This window comes from Geothrix fuzhouensis (genome assembly GCF_024609325.1).
GTDB lineage: Bacteria > Acidobacteriota > Holophagae > Holophagales > Holophagaceae > Geothrix > Geothrix fuzhouensis.
In genome coordinates, this window is sequence record NZ_JANHMQ010000002.1 from 394,976 (window position 1) to 418,486 (window position 23,511).

14 protein-coding genes are annotated in these 23,511 nt (G+C 65.7%); 6 read left to right on the forward strand and 8 right to left on the reverse strand.

Translation table 11 applies throughout. The features are described from left to right. Nucleotides 1-18: 18 nt before the first annotated feature. The 4 genes from NOV74_RS09140 to NOV74_RS09155 all read right to left on the reverse strand — a co-directional run bounded on the left by NOV74_RS09140 (nucleotide 19) and on the right by NOV74_RS09155 (nucleotide 6,039). Nucleotides 19-1,293, reverse strand: coding sequence for a glycoside hydrolase family 113 (locus NOV74_RS09140; RefSeq protein ID WP_257311330.1), 1,275 nt, complete (start codon nucleotides 1,291-1,293; stop codon nucleotides 19-21). Between the two features lie 44 nt (nucleotides 1,294-1,337). Further along, complete coding sequence (locus NOV74_RS09145; RefSeq protein WP_257311332.1) at nucleotides 1,338-2,582, reverse strand: hemolysin family protein; 1,245 nt, start codon at nucleotides 2,580-2,582, stop codon at nucleotides 1,338-1,340. 248 nt (nucleotides 2,583-2,830) lie between these two features. Continuing rightward, nucleotides 2,831-4,294 carry a heparan-alpha-glucosaminide N-acetyltransferase domain-containing protein gene (locus tag NOV74_RS09150; RefSeq protein WP_257311335.1) on the reverse strand — a complete coding sequence of 488 codons (1,464 nt, stop codon included), beginning with the start codon at nucleotides 4,292-4,294 and terminating at the stop codon, nucleotides 2,831-2,833. Between the two features lie 236 nt (nucleotides 4,295-4,530). After that, nucleotides 4,531-6,039, reverse strand: coding sequence for an amino acid permease (locus NOV74_RS09155; RefSeq protein WP_257311338.1), 1,509 nt, complete (start codon nucleotides 6,037-6,039; stop codon nucleotides 4,531-4,533). Nucleotides 6,040-6,150: 111 nt separating this feature from the next. Between NOV74_RS09155 and NOV74_RS09160 the strand changes: the two genes are divergently transcribed. After that, nucleotides 6,151-6,855 carry a ComF family protein gene (locus tag NOV74_RS09160; RefSeq protein ID WP_257311340.1) on the forward strand — a complete coding sequence of 235 codons (705 nt, stop codon included), beginning with the start codon at nucleotides 6,151-6,153 and terminating at the stop codon, nucleotides 6,853-6,855. 21 nt (nucleotides 6,856-6,876) lie between these two features. On the opposite strand, the gene NOV74_RS09165 is transcribed toward NOV74_RS09160, so the two are convergent. Both NOV74_RS09165 and NOV74_RS09170 read right to left on the reverse strand, forming a co-directional pair. Continuing rightward, nucleotides 6,877-7,971: an NADH:flavin oxidoreductase/NADH oxidase gene (locus tag NOV74_RS09165; RefSeq protein WP_257311343.1), complete on the reverse strand. Its 1,095-nt coding sequence runs from the start codon at nucleotides 7,969-7,971 to the stop codon at nucleotides 6,877-6,879. A gap of 69 nt (nucleotides 7,972-8,040) precedes the next feature. Beyond that, nucleotides 8,041-9,360, reverse strand: coding sequence for a cyclic 2,3-diphosphoglycerate synthase (locus NOV74_RS09170; protein WP_257311345.1), 1,320 nt, complete (start codon nucleotides 9,358-9,360; stop codon nucleotides 8,041-8,043). A 154-nt stretch (nucleotides 9,361-9,514) separates the two neighbouring features. Here NOV74_RS09170 and NOV74_RS09175 point away from each other — a divergent pair, with 154 nt between their 5' ends. The 3 genes from NOV74_RS09175 to NOV74_RS09185 all read left to right on the forward strand — a co-directional run bounded on the left by NOV74_RS09175 (nucleotide 9,515) and on the right by NOV74_RS09185 (nucleotide 19,089). After that, nucleotides 9,515-12,391: a DUF748 domain-containing protein gene (locus tag NOV74_RS09175; RefSeq protein ID WP_257311347.1), complete on the forward strand. Its 2,877-nt coding sequence runs from the start codon at nucleotides 9,515-9,517 to the stop codon at nucleotides 12,389-12,391. Nucleotides 12,392-12,858: 467 nt separating this feature from the next. Further along, complete coding sequence (locus NOV74_RS09180; protein WP_257311349.1) at nucleotides 12,859-18,504, forward strand: S8 family serine peptidase; 5,646 nt, start codon at nucleotides 12,859-12,861, stop codon at nucleotides 18,502-18,504. Between the two features lie 9 nt (nucleotides 18,505-18,513). After that, nucleotides 18,514-19,089, forward strand: a complete 576-nt coding sequence (locus NOV74_RS09185) for a hypothetical protein (protein WP_257311352.1) — start codon at nucleotides 18,514-18,516, stop codon at nucleotides 19,087-19,089. A 59-nt stretch (nucleotides 19,090-19,148) separates the two neighbouring features. Here NOV74_RS09185 and NOV74_RS09190 read toward each other — a convergent pair whose 3' ends face one another. After that, nucleotides 19,149-19,682, reverse strand: coding sequence for a lysophospholipid acyltransferase family protein (locus NOV74_RS09190; RefSeq protein ID WP_257311353.1), 534 nt, complete (start codon nucleotides 19,680-19,682; stop codon nucleotides 19,149-19,151). Nucleotides 19,683-20,275: 593 nt separating this feature from the next. Next, nucleotides 20,276-20,857 (reverse strand): peroxiredoxin, encoded by a 582-nt coding sequence (locus NOV74_RS09195; protein ID WP_257311355.1) that lies wholly within the window; start codon nucleotides 20,855-20,857, stop codon nucleotides 20,276-20,278. A gap of 136 nt (nucleotides 20,858-20,993) precedes the next feature. Here NOV74_RS09195 and NOV74_RS09200 point away from each other — a divergent pair, with 136 nt between their 5' ends. Next, a complete protein-coding gene (locus NOV74_RS09200; protein WP_257311356.1) occupies nucleotides 20,994-22,367 on the forward strand; it encodes an arginine deiminase in 1,374 nt (457 codons plus the stop codon). Next, a complete protein-coding gene (locus NOV74_RS09205; RefSeq protein ID WP_257311359.1) occupies nucleotides 22,364-23,461 on the forward strand; it encodes a glycosyltransferase family 9 protein in 1,098 nt (365 codons plus the stop codon). The genes NOV74_RS09200 and NOV74_RS09205 overlap by 4 nt, the downstream gene beginning before the upstream one ends. Nucleotides 23,462-23,511 lie beyond the last annotated feature (50 nt).

Here is a 23,511-nt window from a genome sequence, read left to right on the forward strand (position 1 = left end):
ATGCCTCCGAGAATACCGTCAGTGGGCTTCCCCTTTTGGGATTTTACGCGCCGGGGTGGGTTCTTTCGCCAAAATCGCCAGGGCTTCGGCGGCGTCCCGGGGGTGCCGGGCCTCCCAGTCCAGCACCCAGGGGGGCAGCTCTGCGTCCTCGTAGTCCCGCACCTTGCGATGCCAGCTCACGAGGGACTGCACCATGGCCTCGTGGAGGTTCTCCGCCTTGGGGGGGATGTGGCCCTCCCAGATGGGCTCGTGGAAGTAGGTGCGCAGGGTGGCCTCGGCAGGCTTGCCCCACACGGCGTAGGTGCGGTCGAGCGGGCCGCCGATGGGCTTCTGGTTGAGGTTCTCCCCATAAAGGTAATAGAACACGGCGTCGCCATCGCTCCAGTGGCGCAGCACGCCGAAGGCGCCCTTCAGCAGCAGGTCCTGGAGGGCGAGGTCCACGGGCTTGTCCGTGCGGAAGTCCCAGGGGCCCACATGGGCGTGGGCCACGCTGGGATAGCCAACCTCGGTGATCATCACGGGCTTGGGCCCCTTGGCGTCGGCGAAGCGGGCCGAGAGCGTGCGGGCCTTGTAGACGATCCACCACCAGGCGTCGCGGATCTGGATGGGCGTGGGGTATTCGTCGTACTTGGCGATGGGATCGTAGGTGTTGATGCCGATGACATCCAGGCAGTCGCCGAAGGTGAAGCTGTCGTGGCTATCGAAGTTCACGCTGTAGACCAGCTTGCCCTTGAAGACCTTGCGCACCTCGGCGGCGAGCGTCCGCCAGTGGTCGGGAAAGGCATGGGTGGAGGCCATCTCGGTGCCGAGGCTGTACCACTCCACGCCGCCCTCCTGGGCCAGGGTCGCCAGGCGCACGTTGAAGTCCGTGTAATTGCGCCACCAGAGGTCCCAGTCTGAGGGCTCGATGTTGCCGCGCCACCAGTCGGCGTTGTCCGCCTCGTCCCGCAGGTTGATGGTGGGGAAGAACATCATGCGCAGGCCGCGCACCTTGGCCTGGTGGAAGGTGCGCCGCAGGCTCTCTTCCGTGGGGCTGGACGTGGGATGGCGGCGGATCTCGGTGCTGTGGCCCGTGTCCATGCGGTAGATGGCCTGGAGGCTCACGCAGGTGGCGCCGGTCGCCGCGATGCGATCCAGTTCCTCCCCGTAGTCGTAGTCCGGCACCCCGGCGTAGAGTCCCAGCACCATGCCGCGCGGCTGGGGCACCAGGGCCTTCCGCTGCGAGCGGCGGATGACCCAGAGGGCGAGGGGCAGGGCCAGGACGGCCATCAGGGCGAGGATGCGACGGGGCATGAAGACTCCGGCTTCCAGGTTAGCGGGGGGCATGGCGTCTGGAGCTATGTCCGCTCGACCCGTACCTGCACGATCCTCGTGCCTTCCATCTTCAGCACCGTGAGGCGGGCGCCTTCCACGTTCACGGATTCCTGGGGACGGGGCACGCGGCCGAGGCGGGCGAGGACCAGGCCGGCCAGGGTGTCGAAACCATCCCGCTCCCAGGTGAGACCCAGGCGCTGGGCCACGTCCTCCACATGGGCCTGACCGGAGACCAGGTAGACACCGGGGGACTGCACCACCAGGCCGGCGGGAGCCTCGTGCTCATCCTGGATCTCGCCAAAGACCTCCTCCAGCAGGTCCTCCATGGTGGCCAGGCCGGAGAGGCCGCCGAACTCGTCCACCACGATGGCGAGCTGGGTGCGGGTACGCTGCATTTCGCGGAGCAGGTCCATGACCGGCTTGCTCTCGGGCACGAAGCGGGGGGGCTTCATGAGCGCAGACAGCGGGGGATGCTCGCCGTCAGGAAGCTGGATGAGGTCCTTGAGCAGCAGCACGCCGCGGATGTGGTCGATGCCACCCTCGTAGACAGGCAGCCGCGAATGGCGGGTCTGGGTGAAGGCCTGCCAGGCTTCCGGAATGGTGGCATCCAGGGGGAGTGCCGCGATGCGGGGGCGGGGGGTCATCACCTCGCGCACCAGGGTGTCACCGAAGGTCACGACGTTCCGGATGAGCTCCCGGTCTCCGGCCTCCAGGATGCCCTCGGCCTCGCCTTCCTCCAGCAGGGCGGTGACGGCCTCCTCGGTGGCGTCCTCAGGCTCGGCGTCCTTCGCGCGTTCCTGGGAACGCCGGTCGATGAGCCGGGCCACGGGTTCCACCAGAGGTCCAAGAAGGGGCTGGATGGGCGAATAGAGAGGGAAGAGGCGGATCAGCCAACGACCTGGATCGCCGGACGTGAGGAGGGCGGGCAGGGCCAGGTCCAGCCCCCAGAGTCCCACCAGCACCAGGAAGCCGAGGCTCCAACCGCCGCCGGGGAGGGCGAGGCGGAAGGGCCAGAGCAGGCCCAGGAGGACCAGCAGGAGGGCCTTGTTCCAGAATTCGAGGCCCATGCCCAGGGCGCGGGGCCGCTCCAGCAGCGTCGCCAGGCGCGCATCCCGGATGGCGCCCTCTTCGAGGAGCCGCCGGCGCTGCAGCGAGGGCAGGGCGTGGAACGCCGAGAGCAGAGCCGTGATCCCGATCCGGTAGAGGAGCAAGGCCAGGGCGGCGAGGAGAAGCCAGGATGGGGGGGCGTTGCCGCCAGGATCAGCCATTGTTCCATTCATCTTAGATTCATTAGGTTATCCCGGGATGAAAAAGCGGAACACAGAGGACGCAGACGCCCACAGAGGACGCAGAGAAAAGCGCTGAAAAGGGGAGCACCCCCAGGACACTCGTGGCCGATAGGGCTTCGGAATCATGAAGGTTCTCGACCACCGTCATGCAGCAATTCTCTGCGTCCTCTGTTGCTCTCTGTGCCCTCTGTGTTCCTGCCGTTTAAGAGGTCCAGAAGCAGGTCACCTCAAGGATGTTCCTGCCTCGCCAGGATCTGTCGGGCCACCGCGGCCTTCGCCCGCGGGCTGAGGTGCAGCTTCCGTCGTTCGGCTTCGCGAAAGTATTCCTCCGGGTCGCGGCACAGACCGTCAGGCGTGGGAGGCAGTCCCTTGCGGGCCCGGGCGGCGTTCAGGAAACCGTAGGGTTCCTTCGCCAATTCGGGGCTTTGGAGGAAGTGGCGGAAGGTCCACCAGCCGCCCAGCACGAACCAGACGCCCAGCACGGCCACGGCCCGGTGCTGGAGTCGGCGCATGAGGTCCGGCGACTTCCGCACCTTCTGCCACCAGACGCCGGCGGTGAGGGTCAGGGCGATGAGGGTCGCCGTCATCAGCAGGGTGCCCGTCCAGCCCAGGCTGCCCCAGCCCCAGCCGGTGAGGGCGATGACCGCGGGGGCCAGCAGCACGCTGAAGATCAGGTTGAGGTGGAGCATGTAGAGCAGCAGCGATTCCCGGCTGGCGGCATCGATGGGGTTGGGGCCCTTCCAGCGGGGGCGGAGCAGGTCTACCGCGCCCATGACCGTGCCGCCGAGGAGGATCCAGCCCAGGCGGGCGGCCACACTGGGCAGGGTGGTGTTGGAGATGGCTCCGAGCTCGCTGTAGGTGAAGGCGCCGGAGCGGCTGTGCAGCAGCCATACGCCGTTCTCCTGGAGCCAGGTGCCGCCCCAGAGCCAGGCGTGCTGGGCCGAGGCGCCCCAGGTCAGCAGGAAGGCGCCGACGACCGCAAGCCCGGCGAGGAAGCGGGCTTCGCTCCAGCGGGCCTTCCCATCGGCGACCTCGACGCGGAAGTGCCGGTACAGCCCTCCCAGGAAGGCGCCAAAAGCCGGGAAGGCGATCCAGGGGAACAGCGGGAACAGGGCCTGCACGCCGCGGTCGGCATTGCCGTTGAAGAGCCCGCGGATGGGCAGCCACATGCCGTCCGCCACGCCCGTGGCCCAGAGGTGGGGCGCGATCACCGGCACGAATACGGCGATCGCCAGGGCGAGGGCAGTGAAGATCCGCGGGTTCCGCACCAGGCGAGCGAGCAACTGGAGGATGAGCAAGGAGAAGACGATGCACTGGAGCACGTCGATCTTGAACAGCTCCCGGGCCTTCTGCGTGGTGTTGAGCACCGTCCAGTCCGCGGCCGTGAGGCCCGGTGCGTGCAAGGCATAGGCGCAGAGCAGGATGAAGCCCAGGCGCCGGGCCGTATCGGGCCAGAAGGGCCGCAGCGTGCCATCCGTCCGGAAGGTGGAGATCGCCAGACTGTAGCCCGCGGCCATGGTGAAGCTGGGCGCCACCAGGCCGTTGAGGTAGTTCAGCCAGTCGGGACGCAACCCAGCGTGCAGCCACACATTCACCGCATGCACTTCGATCATCACGATCACCGCCCAGCCCCGCAGCTGGTCGATCCAGTCGCAGCGCTTGGAGGGCGTCAGGTCATTCCAGAGAGACATCGCATCTTCCTCATTTGGCATTCAAGGAACGCTTCGGTTGTTCGACCAGATCTCGAAAGAAAAACACTCGCCGAGATCGTAGGAGGAAACGGAGGTCCACTGAAAAAGCATGCCATGACTGATCTTGAAAAGTGTTTAACCGCAGATGTCGCAGATTTGCGCAGATGAAAAGCCCTGGGCTCACCCATCTGCGTCATCTGCGACATCTGTGGTTTCTACTTTTCCATTGATCGTGTTTAGGTGGCCTGCTTCCGCATCACGCTGTGCTTCTTGCCGTAGAGGAAGTAGATGATGAAGCCGATGGCCAGCCAGGTGATGAGCCGCCACCAGTTCGCCACGGGCAGGGAGAACATGAGCATGAGGCAGCTGAGGACGCCCATGACCGGCACGACGGGCACCCAGGGGCAGCGGAAGGGCCGCTCGGCATCGGGGTACTTCTTCCGCATGATGAGCACCGCGGCGCAGACGATGACGAAGGCCAGCAGGGTGCCGATGTTGGCCAGGTGCAGCAGGGCATCGATCGGCAGGAAGCCCGCCAGAATGCCCACGAAACAGCCGACGAGGATGGTGGACTTCCAGGGCGTGCGGAACTTCGGATGCACGTCGCCGAAGGTGGCCTTGGGCAGCAGGCCGTCCCGGGCCATGGCGAGGAACACGCGGGGGCCGCTCAGCATCATGACCAGCAGCACGGAGGTGATGCCCGCCACACCGGCGGTGGCGATGAGGCCCTCGGCCCAGCCCAGGCCCTTCTGGCTGAAGGCGATGGAGACCGGCGCGTTGATGTCGAGCTGGTCGTACTTGACCATGCCCGTGAGCACGGCCACCACGGCGATGTAGAGCACCGTGCAGACCACCAGGGAGACGATGATGCCGATAGGTACGTCGCGCTGGGGATTCTTGGCCTCCTCGGTGTGGGTGGAGACCGAATCGAAGCCGATGTAGGCGAAGAAGATGATGGCCGCGCCGGCCATGGTGCCGATGGGCGCGCCGCCGCCGTCCACCTGGCCCGCCACGTGGTGGCCGAAGAAGCTGATGCCCGTCCAGCCGAAGGGGGCGAAGGGATGCCAGTTGGTGGTGTTGATGAAGAAGGCGCCGACGCCGATGACGAACAGCACGGCCGCAACCTTGATGGCCACCATGGCCGCGTTGAAGTTGGCGCTTTCGTGGATGCCCTTCACCAGCACGGCGGTGACCAGGGCCACGATGAGGAGGGCGGGCAGGTTCATGAAGGCGCCCGTGGACGCGAAGTGGCCCGTGAGGGGGTCGTACTTCCAGGGGGATTCGCTCACCAGCTTGGGCACATGGATGCCGATCTTGCTGATGGCGCTCTGGAAGTAGGCCGACCAGCCCGTGGCCACGGCCGCACTGGAGACGCCGTATTCGAGGATGAGATCCCAGCCGATGATCCAGGCGAACAGCTCGCCCAGGGTGGCGTAGGCGTAGGTGTAGGCCGACCCGGCCACAGGCACCATGGCGGCGAATTCCGCATAGCACAAGGCCGCGAAGATGCAGGTGATGCCGGCGATGACGTAGGAGAGCATCAGGGAGGGACCAGCGATGTTGTGGGCGGCGGCGCCCGTGGCGACGAAGATGCCGGCGCCGATGATGGCCCCCACGCCCAGAGCGGTGAGCTGCACGGGGCCGAGGATGCGGCGGAGGCGGTTCTCGCCCCTGGCCTCCTCGAGGAGGAGGGCCAGGGGCTTCCGCGCAAAAATCTGGGAGGCGGGACGTGGATCGTTCGACATGAACAAGACTCCATACGATCCGGGTTCGTGAACCCGGAAGGGGATTCCAGGGGATGGTGCGCCAGGGGCTTCCGGCGATGCTACCACCAGGGGCCGGGGCTATGATGGCCGATGCTTCCGGCTGGTTCCCTTCCCCGCCTCGCGGCGGCCCGTGGTTATCTGCTCCTCTGCCGGGGCTGCCTGGGCCGCGTGGGAGAAGGCGCGGAGGCGGGGCTTTGCGCCCGCTGCTGGGAGGGCCTGCTGCCATTGCCCGAGGGGCGCTGTGCCTGCTGTGCCCTGCTGCATGCGGAAACGGACTGTCCCGAGGCCGTGGCCTGGGAGCACGGGGATGCCCTCTGGGACTACCACGGCGGCCGGCCACCCCTGGGCGCGCTCCTGTTGCCCGGCATCAAGCAGGGCGAAACGGGGTGGCGGGCGGCCCTCCTCCGGCGCTTGGCCCAGGCCCCGCTGCCGGACTGGGCCTCGGAGGTGGACCTGGTGACCTCGGCGCCGAGTGCCTGGCCGCGCCGCCTGCTGCGAGGGTTCGACCTGGGGGCCGAAGCCGGCCGGGCCGTGGCCGACCGGGTTGGCCGGCCGTTCGAGTCCCTGTTGACCAAGGCCTGGTTCAGCGGCCGTCAGGCCGCACGCACCGAAAGCGCCCGCCGCCGCCTCCCCCGGAAGGCCATCACCTTGCGGCCAGGCCTCGGGTTGGAAGGAACCGTGCTGCTCGTGGACGATGTGTGGACGACCGGCACCACCCTGCTTCGCTGTGCCCAGGCCCTGAAGGAGGGCGGTGCGGCTGAGGTGCGGGTGCTGACGCTGTTCCGGGCACTGTAGGGAAGCAGACTCCGGAGCGCTTTAGCTGAGCGCCTGCCTCATGGGCACGGCGCTTCCGGCGGCGCGCAGGTAGGACGCGGGCCAGGGAACGTCCACGCCCAGGGCCTGGGCGGCATGCAGGGGCCAGCGGGGGTCGCGGAGGAGTTCCCGACCCAGCAGAATCATGTCGGCGGATTCCTCAGTCAGGATCTGCTCGGCCTGCTCGGCACCGGTGATGAGGCCCACGGCGCCCGTGAGGAGGCCCGCTTCGGCGCGGATCCGGGCGGCGAAGGGCACCTGATAGCCGGGGCCCAGGGGGATGTTGGCGCGGGGTACCAGGCCACCGGAGGAGCAGTCCACCAGGTCCACGCCCAGGTCCTTCAGCTCCTTCGCCAAGGTCACGGACTCGTCCAGAGTCCAGCCGCCCTCCACCCAATCCGTGGCGGAGATCCGCGCGAAGAGGGGCAGCTCCTCGGGCAGGATGTTGCGCAAGGCGCCCACCACCTCGCGGACCAGGCGGGTCCGGTTCTCGAAGGAGCCGCCATATGCGTCGGTGCGGTGGTTCGACAGGGGCGACAGGAACTGGTGCAGCAGGTACCCGTGGGCGGCGTGGACCTCGATGACCCGGAAGCCCGCGGCCACGGCACGGCGCGCCGCGTCCATGAAGGCTTCGATGATGGCCAGGATCCCGGGCTCATCCAGGGCCGTGGGCACAGTCCAGCCGGCATCGAAGGGCAGGGCGCTGGGCGCCTCGGGCGTCCAGCCGCCCGAGGCCGGGGGGAGGCTCCCGCTGCCCTTCCAGGGGGCCGGGTTCGAGGCCTTGCGGCCCGCGTGGGCCAGTTGGATGCCCGGCACGGCGCCCTGGGAGGCGATGAAATGGACGATGCGGGCCAGCACTTCGGCCTGGTCATCGTCCCAGAGGCCCAGATCATCCGGGCTGATGCGCCCTTCCGGGACCACGGCGGTAGCCTCGGTGAACACCAGGCCCGCGCCCCCCTGGGCCAGGCCGCCCAGGTGGACCAGGTGCCAGTCGTTGGCCAATCCATCCTGGGCTTGGTACTGGCACATGGGCGAGACGGCAATGCGGTTGGGAAGTGTGAGGCCGCGGAGGGGAAGGGGCTGGAAAAGACGGGACATGGGCACTCCTGGAACCACGAGCGTAGCTGAATCGGGAGGGGCCCGAAGACCCCTCCCGGGGTGCGTTGCCTACACGTGAAGTGCCTTGCGCACCTCTGCTTCCAGCACCCCCTCCCGGATCTCCGCCAGGTCGTAGCGGACGCGGGTCATGGGTTTGGTGACCTTGAGGATGCGGGTGAGGTCGATGGGGGTGCCGCTGAGCACCACGTCACAGGGGGTGGCCTCGATGGTGGCCTGCAGGTCCTTCACCTGCTGCTCGCCGTAGCCCATGGCGGGCAGGATGCCCTGAGCGTTGGGGTACTTGCGGTAGGTGGCGGCGATGGAGGCCACGGCGTAGGGCGTGGGATCCACGATCTCGTGCGCGCCCATGGCCTTGGCGGCGACCACGCCGGCGCCGTAGGTCATGGAGCCGTGGGTGAGCGTGGGGCCGTCCTCGATGACCAGGGCCCGCTTGCCCTTCACCATCTCCGGCTTGTCGCAGCTCACGGGGCTGTTCGCGCGGATGACGCGGGCCTTGGGGTTCACCAGGGCCGCGTTGGCCTCGATGGCCTTGATGTCGGCTTCCTTGGCGCTGTCGCACTTGTTGATGAGGATGATGTCGGCCATGCGGAAGTTGGCTTCGCCGGGGTGATAGGCCATCTCGTGGCCGGAGCGCAGGGGATCGGCGATGCAGAGGTGCAGGTCGCTCTTGTAGAAGGGCAAATCGTTGTTGCCGCCGTCCCAGAGGATGACGTCGGCCTCCTGTTCGGCGCTGCGGATGATCTGTTCATAGTCCACGCCGGCGTAGACCACGAAGCCGTTGTCAATGTGCGGTTCGTACTCCTCGCGCTCCTCGATGGTGCATGCGTGCTTGTCCAGGTCGCTGTAGTCCGCGAAGCGCTGGCAGGCCTGCTTGGCCAGGTCGCCGTAGGGCATGGGGTGGCGGATGGCCACGACCTTCTTGCCGAGCTTCTTGAGGATGTTGCTGATGTAGCGGGTGGTCTGGCTCTTGCCGGCGCCCGTGCGCACGGCCGTGATCCCGATGACGGGTTTGGTGGACTGGATCATGGTCTTGTCCGCGCCCAGCAGCTCGAAGTCGCAGCCATGGGCGATGCAAAGGCTGGCCAGATGCATGACGGTGGCGTGGGGCACATCGGAATACGAGAACACCGCGGCGTCGATCCGTTCTCGCCGGATGAGGTTTACCAACTCCGATTCGTCGAAGATGGGGATGCCTTCCGGATAGAGCTTTCCGGCGAGCACGGCCGGGTAGCGGCGACCGGCGATGTCCGGGATCTGGGTGGCCGTGAAGGCCACCACCTGGTACGCGGGGTTGTCCCGGTACACGGTGTTGAAGTTGTGGAAGTCGCGGCCGGCGGCTCCCAGGATCACCACGCGTCGGATCGGCATGGTCCTATGCCTTTCGGTCCAGCGGTGCGCCGACACGCTCGGGGGTGGCAGTCCTGGCGGCACCGCGACCCAGGGAGGATAGCCCTCCCGGCTGTGTCTTGAGAACAGGCTTGTGGCTTGAATCACATGCCCGGGATAGGTCTATGCTTCTTCCATGCCCATTCCAGCCCCCCTTTCGGCCTTCCTCCATCGGTGGCGCCGCCTGATCCTCGGACTGGCAGGGCTCTACGCGCTGTGGGTCCTGGCGGGCTTCTTCCTGATTCCGGCCCTGGCCAAACCCCGCCTCGAGCGGGCGGCCGCACAGGCCCTGAAGCGCCCCACCACCGTGGCCAAGCTGCGGTTCAACCCCTTCACCTTTGGCGTCACCCTCGAAGGGCTGCGGGTGGCCGAGCGGGGCGGTGGCGACTGGATCACCCTGCGGCGCGCCTATGTGAACCCCTACGTCTGGCGGCTCCTGCGCCACACGGTGGGCTTCGCCATCATCGAGGTCGACGGCCTGACGGTCCGGACCGTCCTGGATCATGAAGGCCGTCTCAACTTCCAGGATCTGCTCGAAGCGGAGGACACGGCCAAGGCCCCTGCCCAGGAGGCCCCACCCTCCGCGTGGATCCTGGACGTCCGCCGGTTCGAGCTTCGTGACGGGCGGGTGGAGTTCATGGACCGGTCCGCCTCGGCCCCCTTCCACTCGGAGCTGGGCCCCATCGCCTTCCGCCTGGATGGCCTGCGCACGGTGGTCGGCCACCGCAGCGGGGTCACCCTGGAGGCCTGGACGGAAGCCAAGGAGCACGTGGCCTGGAAGGGGGACCTGGGCTTCCAGCCCTTCGCCTCCAGGGGCACCCTGCTGCTGGAGAATCTGGCGCTGCCCAAGTACCGCCCCTACGAACAGGAGCAGGTCTCCAGCGAGATCCGCAGCGGCACGGGCACCGTGCGGGCGCAATACCGCTTCGAGTGGTCCAAGGGCCACCACGTCGCGGAGCTGTCCGGGCTGGAGGTGGCGGTAAGGGATCTGAAGGTTGCCGAGCGCGGCGTCGCGGACCCCGTCATCGAACTGCCCTCCCTCGACATCAAGGATGGCCGGGCCGATCTGCTGGCGCCTTCCGTGGAGCTGGGCTCCGTCACCGCGGACCAGGGCGTGCTCCGGGTCCAGGCCGCCAAGGACGGCGCCCTGAACCTGGCGCGTCTCTTCGCGCCGCCAAAGCCCAAGGAGAAGAAAAAGGACGAGAAGCCGCTCCAGCTCCTGATCCGCGACCTGGCCTTGAAGGGCTTCCGGGTGGGCTGGGGGGACCTGGGCCCCGCGCGGCCCGTGAAGATGGAGGCCACGGATGTGGCCCTGGGCTGGAAGGACCTGACCCTGGAACCGGAGACCGCCAGCCCGATGGTCCTGGACCTGAAGCTCGGGACGGGGGCCCTCCACCTGGACGGCCGCGTGGCGCCGCTCAAGGCGTCCGGCGAGGTGCAGGTGAAGGCCGAGGGCCTGGAGCTGGCCCCCTGGGATCCCTATCTGGACACGGCCCTGGACCTGCGCATCGCCAGCGGGAAGCTGGGCGCCGATGGGCGCGTGCGCTTCGCCTTTGAGGGGCGCAAGAGCGATGGGATCACCTACCGGGGCGCCGCCTCCGTGCAGGGCTTCGAGGCCCGGGACGCGGCCCTGAACGAGCCCTTCGTGCGCTGGAAGGCGCTGCGCCTGTCGGGGGCGGAGATCCGCTCGGAGCCCCTGTCCGTGGTCATCCAGACTGTGGGCTGGACCGACCCCGAAGGTCGCGTCGTGGTGCAGCCCGACGGCAGCACCAACGTGGCCCGGGCCCTGCGGCTGGCCCCGGAAGGCAAGCCCACCGCCCCGACCGCCGCCGTCCTGCCCGCCACGCCCGCCGGCTCGCCGGATCTCACCATCGTGACCTTCGGCATCACCGGTGGCCGCCTCAGCTACATCGACCGTTCCCTGCAGCCGAACGCGGCGCTGGTGCTGAGCGACCTGGAGGGCAGCTACCTGGGCCTGTCCAGCCGCCCCGATGCCTCGTCGAAGGTGGACTTCAGGGGCCGGGCCGGCGGGCTGGCCCCCATCACCATCACGGGCCACGCCATGCCCCTGCGCAGCGACCTGGACACGGACGTGCTCCTGAAGATCCAGGGAGCGGACCTCACGGACTTCACGCCCTATACCGGCAAGTACCTGGGCTACACCGTGCAGAAGGGCAAACTCGTCCTGGATTCCCGCCTGCGCATCGACCACCGCAACCTGAAGTCCGAGAATGCCGTGAAGCTCGACCAGTTCTACCTGGGCGAGAAGGTGCCGAGCCCGGAGGCCACGGGCCTGCCCGTGAAGCTCGGCCTGGCGATCCTCCGCGACCGCAAGGGCGTCATCGGCTTCGACCTGCCCATCGAGGGCAGCCTCGACGATCCCAATGTGAAGTACGGCAAGCTGGTGTGGAAGGCCATCTTCAACCTGCTGGGGAAGATCGCCACCTCGCCGTTCACCCTCATCGGGAAGCTCTTCGGTGGCGAGGCGGGCGATCTCAGCAGCGTCGCCTTTGCTCCTGGCGAGGCGGCCCTGGATGCTGCCGCCACGGTCAAGCTCCAGGCCCTGGCCAAGGCCCTCCAGGAACGGCCTGAGCTGAGGCTGGAGGCCGAGGGCGCCATGGATGAAGGCCAGGATGGCGGAGCCCTGCGCAAAGCCGCCCTGGAGGCCTTGTTGCGACGCACCCGGGCCCGAGGGTTGAAGCTCACCGAAGAAGCCCCGGTGCCCCCCTCTGAGCGGGAACGCTGGGTCAAGGCCGCCTTCGAGGCTGCCTTCCCCGCGCCAAAGGAGCTCAAGGGCGCCCAGCCGACCCCGCCTCCGCCGCCCGCGGAGATGGAGCAGCGCCTGCTGGGCGCGCAGAAGGTGGACCCCGCCGACCTCGCCCAATTGGCCGACACTCGCGCCAAGGCTGTCCTGTCCTGGCTGCTGGACACCGCCAAGGCCGATCCCACCCGGGTCTTCCAGGTCAGGACCGGGCAGGCCAAGGGCGCCGTCGTGGCGTTCAGCCTCAAATAGCAGCGGCCTTCCGGCTGGCGCAAAGGACTGCAGGCCAACCATCGCGGCATCGATGCCTGCTGCGAAAACTGGCAGAGCGCGGCCTGGTTCCATGTGCGGAAGTTGAAGGCGTTTGGTGCCATCGGCGTGCGAAGCCCAACTGGGTGTCGGTTGGAGCCCAAACGGCTTTACAGGGGGGTGAAACTCCCCGGCGCGCTCCGAGGTAGGCGCGCTTTGCCCGGGGGAGGGTAAAAGAACACCTCGAGGGCATTTTTTGTGGTTGAAATGGGCATTTGTTAATAATATTTTTCCATAGTCCAGTTCGCATATCCTCGGAGTTTTCCATGTATAGACGTTTAATGCTTGCCCTTATGGCGGCGGTAGTCTCTGCGTCGCAGCCGGCAGACCGCGGAAAAACCGGGTCTCCAGCCTCAATCTCCAAATCGGAAGCGACCCCGGTCCTGGTCCCGGGCGAAGTGAAGACGGCCGTGATCACGCCACAGGGCAGGGTCGAGGAGGGCTCGGTTCAGGTGAGCGGGCCAATCTCCGTGATCATCCAACTGCGGGATGAACCGATCCTGACCCGGAAGAAATCCATGGCGGCCTTGGGTGCACAGGAGCGGGCGCATCAGCTGAGGCAGCACCACGACCGCCTGGTGAACGCCCAGGCCCAGCTGAAAGCGTGGATCAAGACCCTTGAACCTGGCAAGCGGGACGAGGCCTTCAGGCACTACCGCTTCGCCTTCAACGGGCTGGCCACCACGGTGTCGTCCGAGACCCTGAAGAAACTGAGACAACAGCCCGATGTGGCGCGGGTGTTCCGTGATGGCGTTGTCAAGGCGACTCTCGCCGATAGCGTCCCCCTCATCGGGGCACCCCAAATGTGGGCAGATTACGGCGCCGATGGTCAGGGCATTCGTGTAGCCGTGATCGATACCGGCATCGATTACACCCATCCGGACCTGGGGGGCGGTTTTGGCCCAGGGTTCAAAGTGATCGGGGGATACGACTTCATTAATGGGGATGGGGATCCCATGGACGACAATGGGCATGGCACCCACGTGGCAGGGATCGTCGCGGCCAGTGGAATCATCAAAGGGGTGGCGCCTGGAGCCAAGCTTCTGGCCTACAAGGTTCTCGGCGCAAGCGGAAGCGGATCGCAAAGCACCATTATCGAAGGCATCGACCGAGCAGTGGATCCAGACCAGGATCCAGGCACGGACGACGGTGCCCAGGTCATCAACCTGAGTTTGGGAGGCACTGGCGATCCTGATGACGCGGTCTCGCAGGTCGTGGACATAGCCGTGAATGCCGGTGTTGTCTGTGTCGTAGCGGCGGGGAATTCTGGAAGTAACTATTCGACCATCGGATCTCCCGCATGTGCACGCGAAGCTCTGACGGTGGGGGCCTCGGACAACCAGGACCTGATGGCTTATTTCAGTTCCCGCGGGCCAAGCCAGCCGGATCTGGCCATCAAGCCCGATCTCACCGCCCCAGGTGTCTCGATCCGTTCGACTTGGCCGGGCGGTGGCTACCAGGTCGAGAGTGGCACTTCTATGGCGGCGCCCCATGTGGCAGGCGCCGTGGCCTTACTCCTGCAACTCCATCCCACATGGACGCCCGACATTGTGAAGGCCGTGCTCTCTGAGAGGGCCAAAGACCTAGGGCAGGATGCCTTCACCCAGGGCAACGGCCGCGTCCAGGTGGTGAACTCTCATCTCGCCAAGGCGGCGATGATTCCAAACAACCTCAACTTCGGCAACGTGGCCGTGAGCCAGGGAATGTGGAGCAAGACCCAAACCCTGAATCTTAAAAACCTGGACTCCTCTTCGCGTACCTACACCCTGACCATGCAGGGGCAGACGGCGCCAGGGAGCACTTGGACCATTACCCCCTCTACGGTGGCTCTCAACCCAGGGCAATCCCAAGTTGTATCCGTGGTTCTCACCGTGGACAGCAGCGTTCTCCCCTTTGGTCCATCACCCAACATGGCCTTCGAAGCCAAACTGGTGGCCAACTCGGGGGATGATGAGATCAGGATGCCAGTGGTGTTCTACAAGGGATGCCTGTTGACAATCAACTTTGATCAAGTCCCCGAATCTGCCATTGTTTTTGATCAAAATAATGATCCTTTTGACGGCTTTGATTATAAGGTCATTGGCGGATTTGCTACATCGCTTAAACAGACTGTCACTATGATATTGCCACCACGTAAATATGACATCATGTGTCGTTATTTTAATAATGGACAACGTTATATAGTGAAAGAAAATATTGATTTAATTTTAAACAATAATTTAACAATAAATATTAACTATAATCAAGAAATATTTCATCATGTTTCATTAAAATCATTGGATTCCAAAGGAAATGAAATCTGGCCTGCTGATCTTAAAGAGTCTGGCTCCGATTGTACCCTCACCCACCGTTCTGGAATGAAATACGTCTTGCGTGGAGGGCTTTATGATTTTTATTTTTCAGACATGTCAGATGCCTACACTTTCGACCTCCTTCAATATGGTTGGTCCAATTCATTAAGTGGAAGTAAATATTATGAATTTAGACATTCTTTCAATGGGATTTTAAATGACCTAATCCTTATCAGCGCCCCTTCAAAATCAGTAAAGCTCGCATTCAATGTGGATCCGGCCATCGATTCGATCTGGGTCGGATTTATGAGATACATGATGTTTTTCGGGGGGGGCCGCTATTGGGGGAATTTTAGCTATGGAAGCATCCAACCTGGTGACCAGCCGCCTTGGGTGCTGAAGCGACCCTTCAACCTGGAGGTGGACCTCTCTTCCCATCCGCGCCCAGGCTTTCTATCCAGTCAAAGCAGCCCTTATGTCATGGCTTACCGGGGCGGCAGCATGCCGGAAGAACTTCTTTATGAAGGGGGCCTTCTAAGCGCAGTTGATGGGAACACCATGGGAATCTACGACCATGGGGAGCCCTCGATCCCCTTCCGCACTACCCAGGGATCGCAGGTGGTGATGGGCGAATCTCCTTCCTTCTGGACGGGGCAGCTTACGGTGTCGCCTGGCTTGGCGACCTTGTCCAGTTCCAGGGGATATGCCCCTTTGTTCTACGGGCAATCCGCAGACACCGTCCCGGGCGGCCTTTCCTATGAATGGTTCCAAGGCACCTCGCTTCTCTCGAGTGGGAGTGTGGAATCCTTCATGAAACCGGACTGTCCTCCCCCCATGTTCGGGATTCCCTCGGGGCCTTGCAGCCTGAAAATTCCCTTCGATGGCTACTTCATCAATGGGCAGCGGGGACATGCCGTGGCGACCCTGGCTTTCGACAGCAGTAAGACGGACCAGTCGCCCCCGTTTCTGAAACAGTTCGGCATTCTGAAGAATGGCGAGACTTCCTCCACGACGGCTGCGGGAGGAGTGAATCAGTTGAAGATCCAAGTGGAGGATGGGGTTTCCCTGGCCCAGTTCCAGGCCTTCTACCAGACGAGCGGTGATTGGCAGCCCATCGCGTTACCTCTGCCGACCGGACCCAGCGCGGATGTTCTGGTGGATCTGCCATCGAACCTGCCCCAGGGCTTCGTGAACCTGAAGTTCGTTGCCGCGGACGGAGATGGGAACAGCCTCACTCAAGAGATGACGCCCGCTTTCTACCATTCCGCCCTGCCTGCGCCGGGTATGCCCTCTGGCCCCGTGGAGTCCCCAGTGGGGATTTCCAACACCTATACCAGTGCTCTCCCAGGAGCTTGGGGAACGGTGTACTACACCTTCGATTGGGGTGATGGCACAAGCGCCACCTCCGGTGCAACTCCTTCGGAAGTTCCTGTGAGTGCTTCCCATGTCTGGTCGACTGCGGGAATGTTCTCGGTTCGCGTCAGGGTGGCGGACGACCTCGGTCAAACCTCCGAGTGGTCTGAAGGCCTGACAGTGTTGGTTCCAGGCCCCCCCGTCATCACCACCCAACCGAGGAGTGGCACCACCAACACCGGTGGCTATGGATGGATTCCTACGTTCACGGTGGAGGCCAGGGGAACTGCCCCCCTGTCATACCAATGGTGGAGGAATGGTGCGCCCATCGAAGGCGCCACGAGCAGTAGTTACACCCTCACCACCTTCACGGTGGCCGATGATGGGGCGCGGTTCTTTGCGGTGGTGAGCAACCCCTATGGAACGGTTGTTTCCAGCGAAGCCATCCTGACTGTGCTGGGACCTCCAGTCATTACCGCACAGCCCCAAAACATCAGTGTGCTATTGGGCCAACCTGCCACCTTCTCCGTGGAGGCTTCAGGGCCTGGACCACTGGGCTATTTCTGGTTCAAGAACGGGATTGCCGTTGGAGGCAATTCAAGCACCTACACCACCGCGCCGACTGCCGCCTCGGACGATGGAGGTTCATTCACTGTCGTAGTAAACAACGCCGTTGGTAGCACTGTATCTAACATTGCGACCCTGACGGTCCTGACCGCGCCGAGCATCGGCGCCCAACCGCAAAGCACCAGCGTGGTCGCGGGCCAGACGGCGACCTTCAGCGTGACGGCCACCGGCACCGGCCCGCTGACCTACCAGTGGCGGAAGAACAGCGCCGCCATCAGCGGGGCCACCTCCAGCAGCTACACGACGCCTCCGGTGACGGCGGCGGACAACGGCGCCACCTTCTCGGTGGTGGTGACCAATGCGCAGGGAAGCGTGCCTTCGGGTGAAGCGACCCTGACGGTCCTGACCGCGCCGAGCATCGGCACCCAGCCCCAAAGCACCAGCGTGGTCGCGGGCCAGACGGCGACCTTCAGCGTGACGGCCACCGGCACCGGCCCGCTGACCTACCAGTGGCGGAAGAACGGCGCCGGCATCAGCGGGGCCACCTCCAGCAGCTACACGACGCCTGCGGTGACGGCGGCGGACAACGGCGCCACCTTCTCGGTGGTGGTGACCAATGCGCAGGGAAGCGTGCCTTCGAGTGACGCGACCCTGACGGTGCTCGTCGCGCCGAGTATCGGCACCCAGCCGCAAAGCAGCAGCGTGGTCGCGGGCCAGACGGCGACCTTCAGCGTGACGGCCACCGGCACCGGCCCTCTGACCTACCAGTGGCGGAAGAACAGCGCCGGCATCAGCGGGGCCACCTCCAGCAGCTACACGACGCCTGCGGTGACGGCGGCGGACAACGGCGCCACCTTCTCGGTGGTGGTGACCAATGCGCAGGGAAGCGTGCCTTCGGGTGACGCGACCCTGACGGTGCTCGTCGCGCCGAGTATCGGCACCCAGCCCCAAAGCACCAGTGTGGTCGCGGGCCAGACGGCGACCTTCAGCGTGACGGCCACCGGAACCGGCCCTCTGACCTACCAGTGGCGGAAGAACGGCGCCGGCATCAGCGGGGCCACCTCCAGCAGCTACACGACGCCTGCGGTGACGGCGGCGGACAACGGCGCCACCTTCTCGGTGGTGGTGACCAATGCGCAGGGAAGCGTGCCTTCGGGTGACGCGACCCTGACGGTGCTCGTCGCGCCGAGTATCGGCACCCAGCCCCAAAGCACCAGTGTGGTCGCGGGCCAGACGGCGACCTTCAGCGTGACGGCCACCGGAACCGGCCCTCTGACCTACCAGTGGCGGAAGAACGGCGCCGCCATCAGTGGGGCCACCTCCAGCAGCTACACGACGCCTGCGGTGACGGCGGCGGACAACGGCGCCACCTTCTCGGTGGTGGTGACCAATGCGCAGGGAAGCGTGCCTTCGAGTGACGCGACCCTGACGGTGCTGACCGCGCTGGTGCCTACCGTGGAGGTCCAGCCGGCGGCCCTAGGCTGCTTCCCCGGGGAGGCGATCGCGTTCACGGCAAGGGTCACCAATGCCACCGACACCCGTGTGACCTGGACGGTCAGCGCCGGCACCATCGACACTTCAGGTCGCTTCAATGCGCCCGGAGCGCCTGGCGTGGTGACGGTCACGGCCACCAGCTTGGCGGACCCCTCTCGAACGGGCATGGCGACGATCACCGTGCGCGGGACTGATTTTGATGGCAACACGGCGCTGAATCCGAAGCTCCTGGGCCTGGCCCATGCCATGGGCAGCAACGCCCCTGCGGATCTGGCCAAGTACGATTTCAACGGCGATGGCTGGATCGATGATGCGGATCTGACCAAGCTTTACCTGAAGATGGGGTGGTGAGACATGGGCATGACCCGATGGGTTTTCATGGCAGGCGCATTGGTGGTCCTGACGGCTTGTGGTGGTGGGGGAGGGGGCGGCACCAGCTCCCAGCCCTCACAGCCTGCAAAGGCCGTGGGGTTGGCGTACACGGATCCTGCAAGCGGAAGCTTCCGCCTGGTCAGGGATGCCAGCAGCACCAGCACCAAGCTCATCCTGCGACTGGTTGGGCCGGCGGCTTCCACGGGACGGGGTGTGGCCTTCACCTTCACGGTGGACCCGGCCCTGGCCGATTTGGTGAAGGTGGCGGATGCGGATGCCGAATACGTCCAGAACGGAGATGCCTTCGTCCTCGGTGATGCACCCCGTTTCCTCAAGGGGATCAAGCAGAACGGGACGGTCAGCGTGACGGTCTCGCAGAAGGGGCAGGGCTCAGCCAGGGCCCTCGATGCCACGCTCCTGAAGGTGGCGGTCCAGTTCAAAGCCACTGCGGGCCTCAATGCCGGCACCGTGATACCCATCAGTGTGACGGAGGGGCAGTACCTTCCGGCAATCGGCGGACCTGCGGCCATGAACGTAAGCACCGGTTCCCTCAAGGCGCAGTAGAGGCCTTTCCACGAGTCTGGCAGCTGACCCCTTGGGCGTCCGCTGCCACCATTTTCGGTTCAGGCCCGTTCCCGCAAACCATGCACGTCGCGGAACAGGGCCTGGATGTGGGGCAGGTCCGCCTCCAGATCACCGGTGGGCCGGAACACGGGCATCAGCTGAACCACATGCTGGCGGAAGTCGAAGCCCACAGGCCAGATGGGCACGTCGGCCGCGATCGCGATCCGGTAGAACCCTGACTTCCACTGGCTCACGCCCTTGCGGGTGCCTTCCGGGGCCAAGGCCAGCAGGCGGGCGGGCACGCCTTCAAAGGCCTTCACGCAGGCGTCCACCACCCCATGCGCGGCCCGGCGATCCACGGGGATGCCGCCCAGCCAGAAGAAGAAGCGCTTGAGCGGGCTCTGGAAGAGGGAGTGCTTGCCGAGCCAGGACACGCGCATTTCCAGGGCAAAGACCACGGCCACGCCCAGCGCGAAATCCCAGTTCGACGTGTGGGGGGCCACGATGGTGACGAACTTGGGTTCCGTGGGGAAGGCGCCTTCGATGCGCCAGCCGGCCAGCCGCAGGTAGGTCCGTCCAATCGCTCGCCACACCCATCCCCGAGGTTGGCGCAGCACGGGGGGAGTGCTTGGGTATTCCGTGGGCTGGTGCAAGGGCTGCCTCGCCAAAGTGGTCTCGTCCTAAAGGATGGGTCCCACAGCTTACCCGGGCCTCCCCTCAAAACACTGCGGGCGCCTGTCGGCGCCCGCTCCGTGCATCATCTGCCGGTCTACTTGCCGGAGGCGTAGGCATTGAGACCTTCGAAGGTGGGCCTGGCTCGGACCTCCGGTCCTCGGGGCTGCGCCCCCGCCATCGGCTGTGCCGATGCGGCCCTATCCTCCAGGTGTCGCACGCTGCGCGTGCTCCCGCTCGCAGGCTCGCGGACCTGGAGCCTCCACTGCGCTGCGCTTCGGTCGGATGGTGACTCGGGGCTCCGCCCCTCGCCCTCCGGGCGGCAATCGCCTTCGGCGATTCCGTCCTATCCTCCAGGTATCGCACGCTGCGCGTGCTCCCGCTCGCAGGCTCGCGGACCTGGAGCCTCCCCTCCGCTGCGCTTCGGTCGGATGGTCATGGCCTGCGGCCATTCCGCCTCTGCGTACGCGCCGGGGGCGCCTGATGGCGCCCCCTTCGTGCGTTCTCTGCCGTCCTACTTGGCCGAAGCGTAGGCCTTGAGGCCGTCGAAGGTCGGCTTCATGGCCTTCTCGCCCTTGTGCCAGTTGGCGGGGCAGACTTCGCCGTGCTCTTCGGTGAAGTCCACGGCGTCGAGGAGGCGCAGGACTTCCTCCACGCTGCGGCCCAGGTCGTTGTGGTTCACCGTGATGTGCTTGAGGATGCCGTCCTTGTTGATGATGAACAGGCCGCGCAGGGCGATGCCGGCGGGCAGCAGCACGTTGTAGTCCTGGGCGATGGTCTTGTTCAGATCGGAGACCAGGGGGAAGGTCACACCCTGGATGCCACCTTCCTTGCGCGGGGTGTTGACCCACGCGTGGTGGCTGAACTTGGAATCGACGCTCACCCCAATGACCTGGGTGTGGCGAGCCTCGAATTCCTTGATGGAATCGGCGAAGGCCAGGATCTCGGTGGGGCAGACGAAGGTGAAGTCGAGGGGATAGAAGAAGAGCACCACCTTCTTGCCCTTGTAGTCGCTGAGCGAGACCTGCTTGAACTCGCCATTAACCAGAGCGTCGGCCTTGAAATCGGGAGCGGGCTGGGTGACAAATGCGGCCATGGTGCCTCCAAATGGGGTCTTGCCCCGGGTTTCATTGGGAATAATCAGGCTAGGGCGACCCTCCAGCGCGTTCAAGGAAAATATCCGACCAAATCGGTAAAGTATACCGAACCCACGGGTCAACTGAAGCACGCAGATGCAGATGGGACAGGGCTTCCGTGGTAATCTGCGGGGTTTCTGGACCCCCGAGGCCCCCCGCATGCACTCCATCCAGCCGATCCAGCTTTCCGTGTTCTCCGAGACCGCCCGGCTCCGGCAGGTGGTGGTCCACAACCCCGGCCCCGAAGTGGACCTGATGGTGCCCGGGATGATGGAGAAGCTGCTTTTCGACGACATCCTCTACGGCGATCTCGCCCGCCAGGAACACGCCCAGTTCCGCCAGGTGCTGGCCCGGGTGGCCGACGAGGTGCTGGACATCCAGGATCTCTTCGTCGAGGCCCTGCAGGACGAGGGAGTGAAGCTGGCCTTCGTCGAGGACCTGCGGCGGCTGGTGGGCCTGCCGGACGACACCTGCAATCTGCTGCGCGACATGGCCCCCGCGGACACAGCCCGCAGCGTCATCGGGGGCCTGCCCTGGGACGACATGCCCGGCCACACGCACTGGGAGGAGGAGTTCGACTACCGGGTGCGCCCCATCCCGAACCTGCTGTTCATGCGGGATCCGGCCTCGGTCATCGGCGACGGCTACAGCGTGAACTCCATGGCCACCTGGGCCCGGGAGCGCGAGCCGCTGATCCTGAGCTACGTGTTCCGGCACCACCCCCGGCTGCGGCACCACACCGAGCACGACAAGTGGTTCGATCAGGTGACGCCCCTCATCCGTGGCGAGATCAAGGCCCCGGTGAGCATGGAGGGCGGCGACATCCTGGTGCTGAGCCACAAGGTGCTGGTGGTGGGCTGCTCCGAGCGCACCCAGACCGATGCCATCCAGCTGCTGGCGGAGAACCTCCGTGCCCACCGGGCCGAAGACGACAGCAGCTTCGACCACCTGCTCATGGTGCTCATGCCCAAGAAGCGCAGCGCCATGCACCTGGACACCATCTTCACGCGCACCAGCGAGAATGAGTGCCTGGTCTATCCCCCCTATTTCCTAGAAGGCAGCCGGGAGCTGCTCAACGTGACCAGCATCGACTTGCGCCACCCGGAGTTGCGCATGAGCACCCACCCGAGCCTGCTGAAGGCCCTGAAGGTCGTGGGCATCGATCTGCAGCCCATCTTCTGTGGCGGGAACGATTCCATCCTCCAGCAGCGGGAACAATGGACGGATGGTGCCAACGCCTTCTGCCTGGCCCCCGGGGTCATCACCAGCTATGGTCGCAACCTCGCCACCGCCGAGGCGCTGGACCGGGCGGGCTACCGCGCCCTGACGGCCCGGGAAGTGCTGGCCGATCCAGCCCTGGACCTGCTGGATGGGAAGAAGTACCTCGTCCAGATCGAGGCCAGCGAGCTGAGCCGCGCCCGGGGCGGCCCGCGCTGCATGACGATGCCCCTGGCCCGGGAGGCCGGGTGAGCGCCGACGCTCGGCATCCGGCCCTGGCCCAGTTCGACCAGGCCCTGATCGGAGGGGCCGCCCCCGAGGTCTGGATCCGCTTCCCGCGTCAGCTGGGCGACGTGGTGATGACGCTCCCCTTCCTGCGGACCCTCCAGCACCATTGGAACGCCGTGGCGGCGGAGCGGGGCGTGCAACTCCGCTGGATCGCCGTGGGCCACCACATCGGCGCCGCCCTGCTGTCCGAGGCCGATCCCGCGTTCATCGCCGCGGCCCACATCGAAGGCGGCGGCGCAGCCAAGCCCAACCCCTGGGCCCTGGTGCGGGGCTGGCGGAAGCGTCCCCCGGCGGCTTTCCTGAACCTGTCGCAGAGCGCCCGCCTGCCCTTCGCCGCCTGGCTGAGCCGGGTGCCGCTCCGGGCCGGCATCGCCGACAACCACTTGCGCCTGCTGTACCACCACGCCATCCGCTACCGCGACCTGCCCCTGCACATCGCCGCCCGCATCCAGCCTCTGCTGGTGGCCCTCACGGGCGACGACCGGGCCCTGTGGCTGCCCCTCACGCCGGCGCTGTTGGGCGGCCACAAGGGGCCGGACAAGCTGCGGGCGGAAGGGTGGGGTGGCGAGCCTTACGCGACCCTGGCTTTCGGCACCCGCGGCTTCGGCAAGCGCTGGTTCCCGGAGGACCGCACCTGGCCGGAGTTGATGCGCCTGCTCCAGGGCCTGGGCATCCGCCCGGTGCTGCTGGGTGGGCCGGACGAGGTCACCTTGGGAGCGGCCCTGGCCGCGGCCGTTCCAGGGGCCCTGAACCTGGCCGGGAAGACCACGTTGCCCGAAGCCTGCGCCCTGCAGGCGGCAGCTTGGGGCAACGTGGCCATTGATACGGGCCTGGCCCATACGGCCGCCGCCACGGGTCGGCCCACGGTGACCCTCTTCGGGCCCAGCCCCGAGGTTTGGGTGAACCCCATCGGCCCCCGGGCCCTGCCGCTGCGGGGGCCGGACGTGGACTGCGATGCCTCGGCCCCGGCCGGGTTCCCCACCTACGGCTCAAGCGCGCATCGCATTGCACCGATCAGGGTAGTGGAAATGTTGGAAATGCTGGTGAAAGAATCCTGAACCCGGTTGCTGGTAGACTGACTTTCCGCGCCTCGCCAATCGAGGCGCCC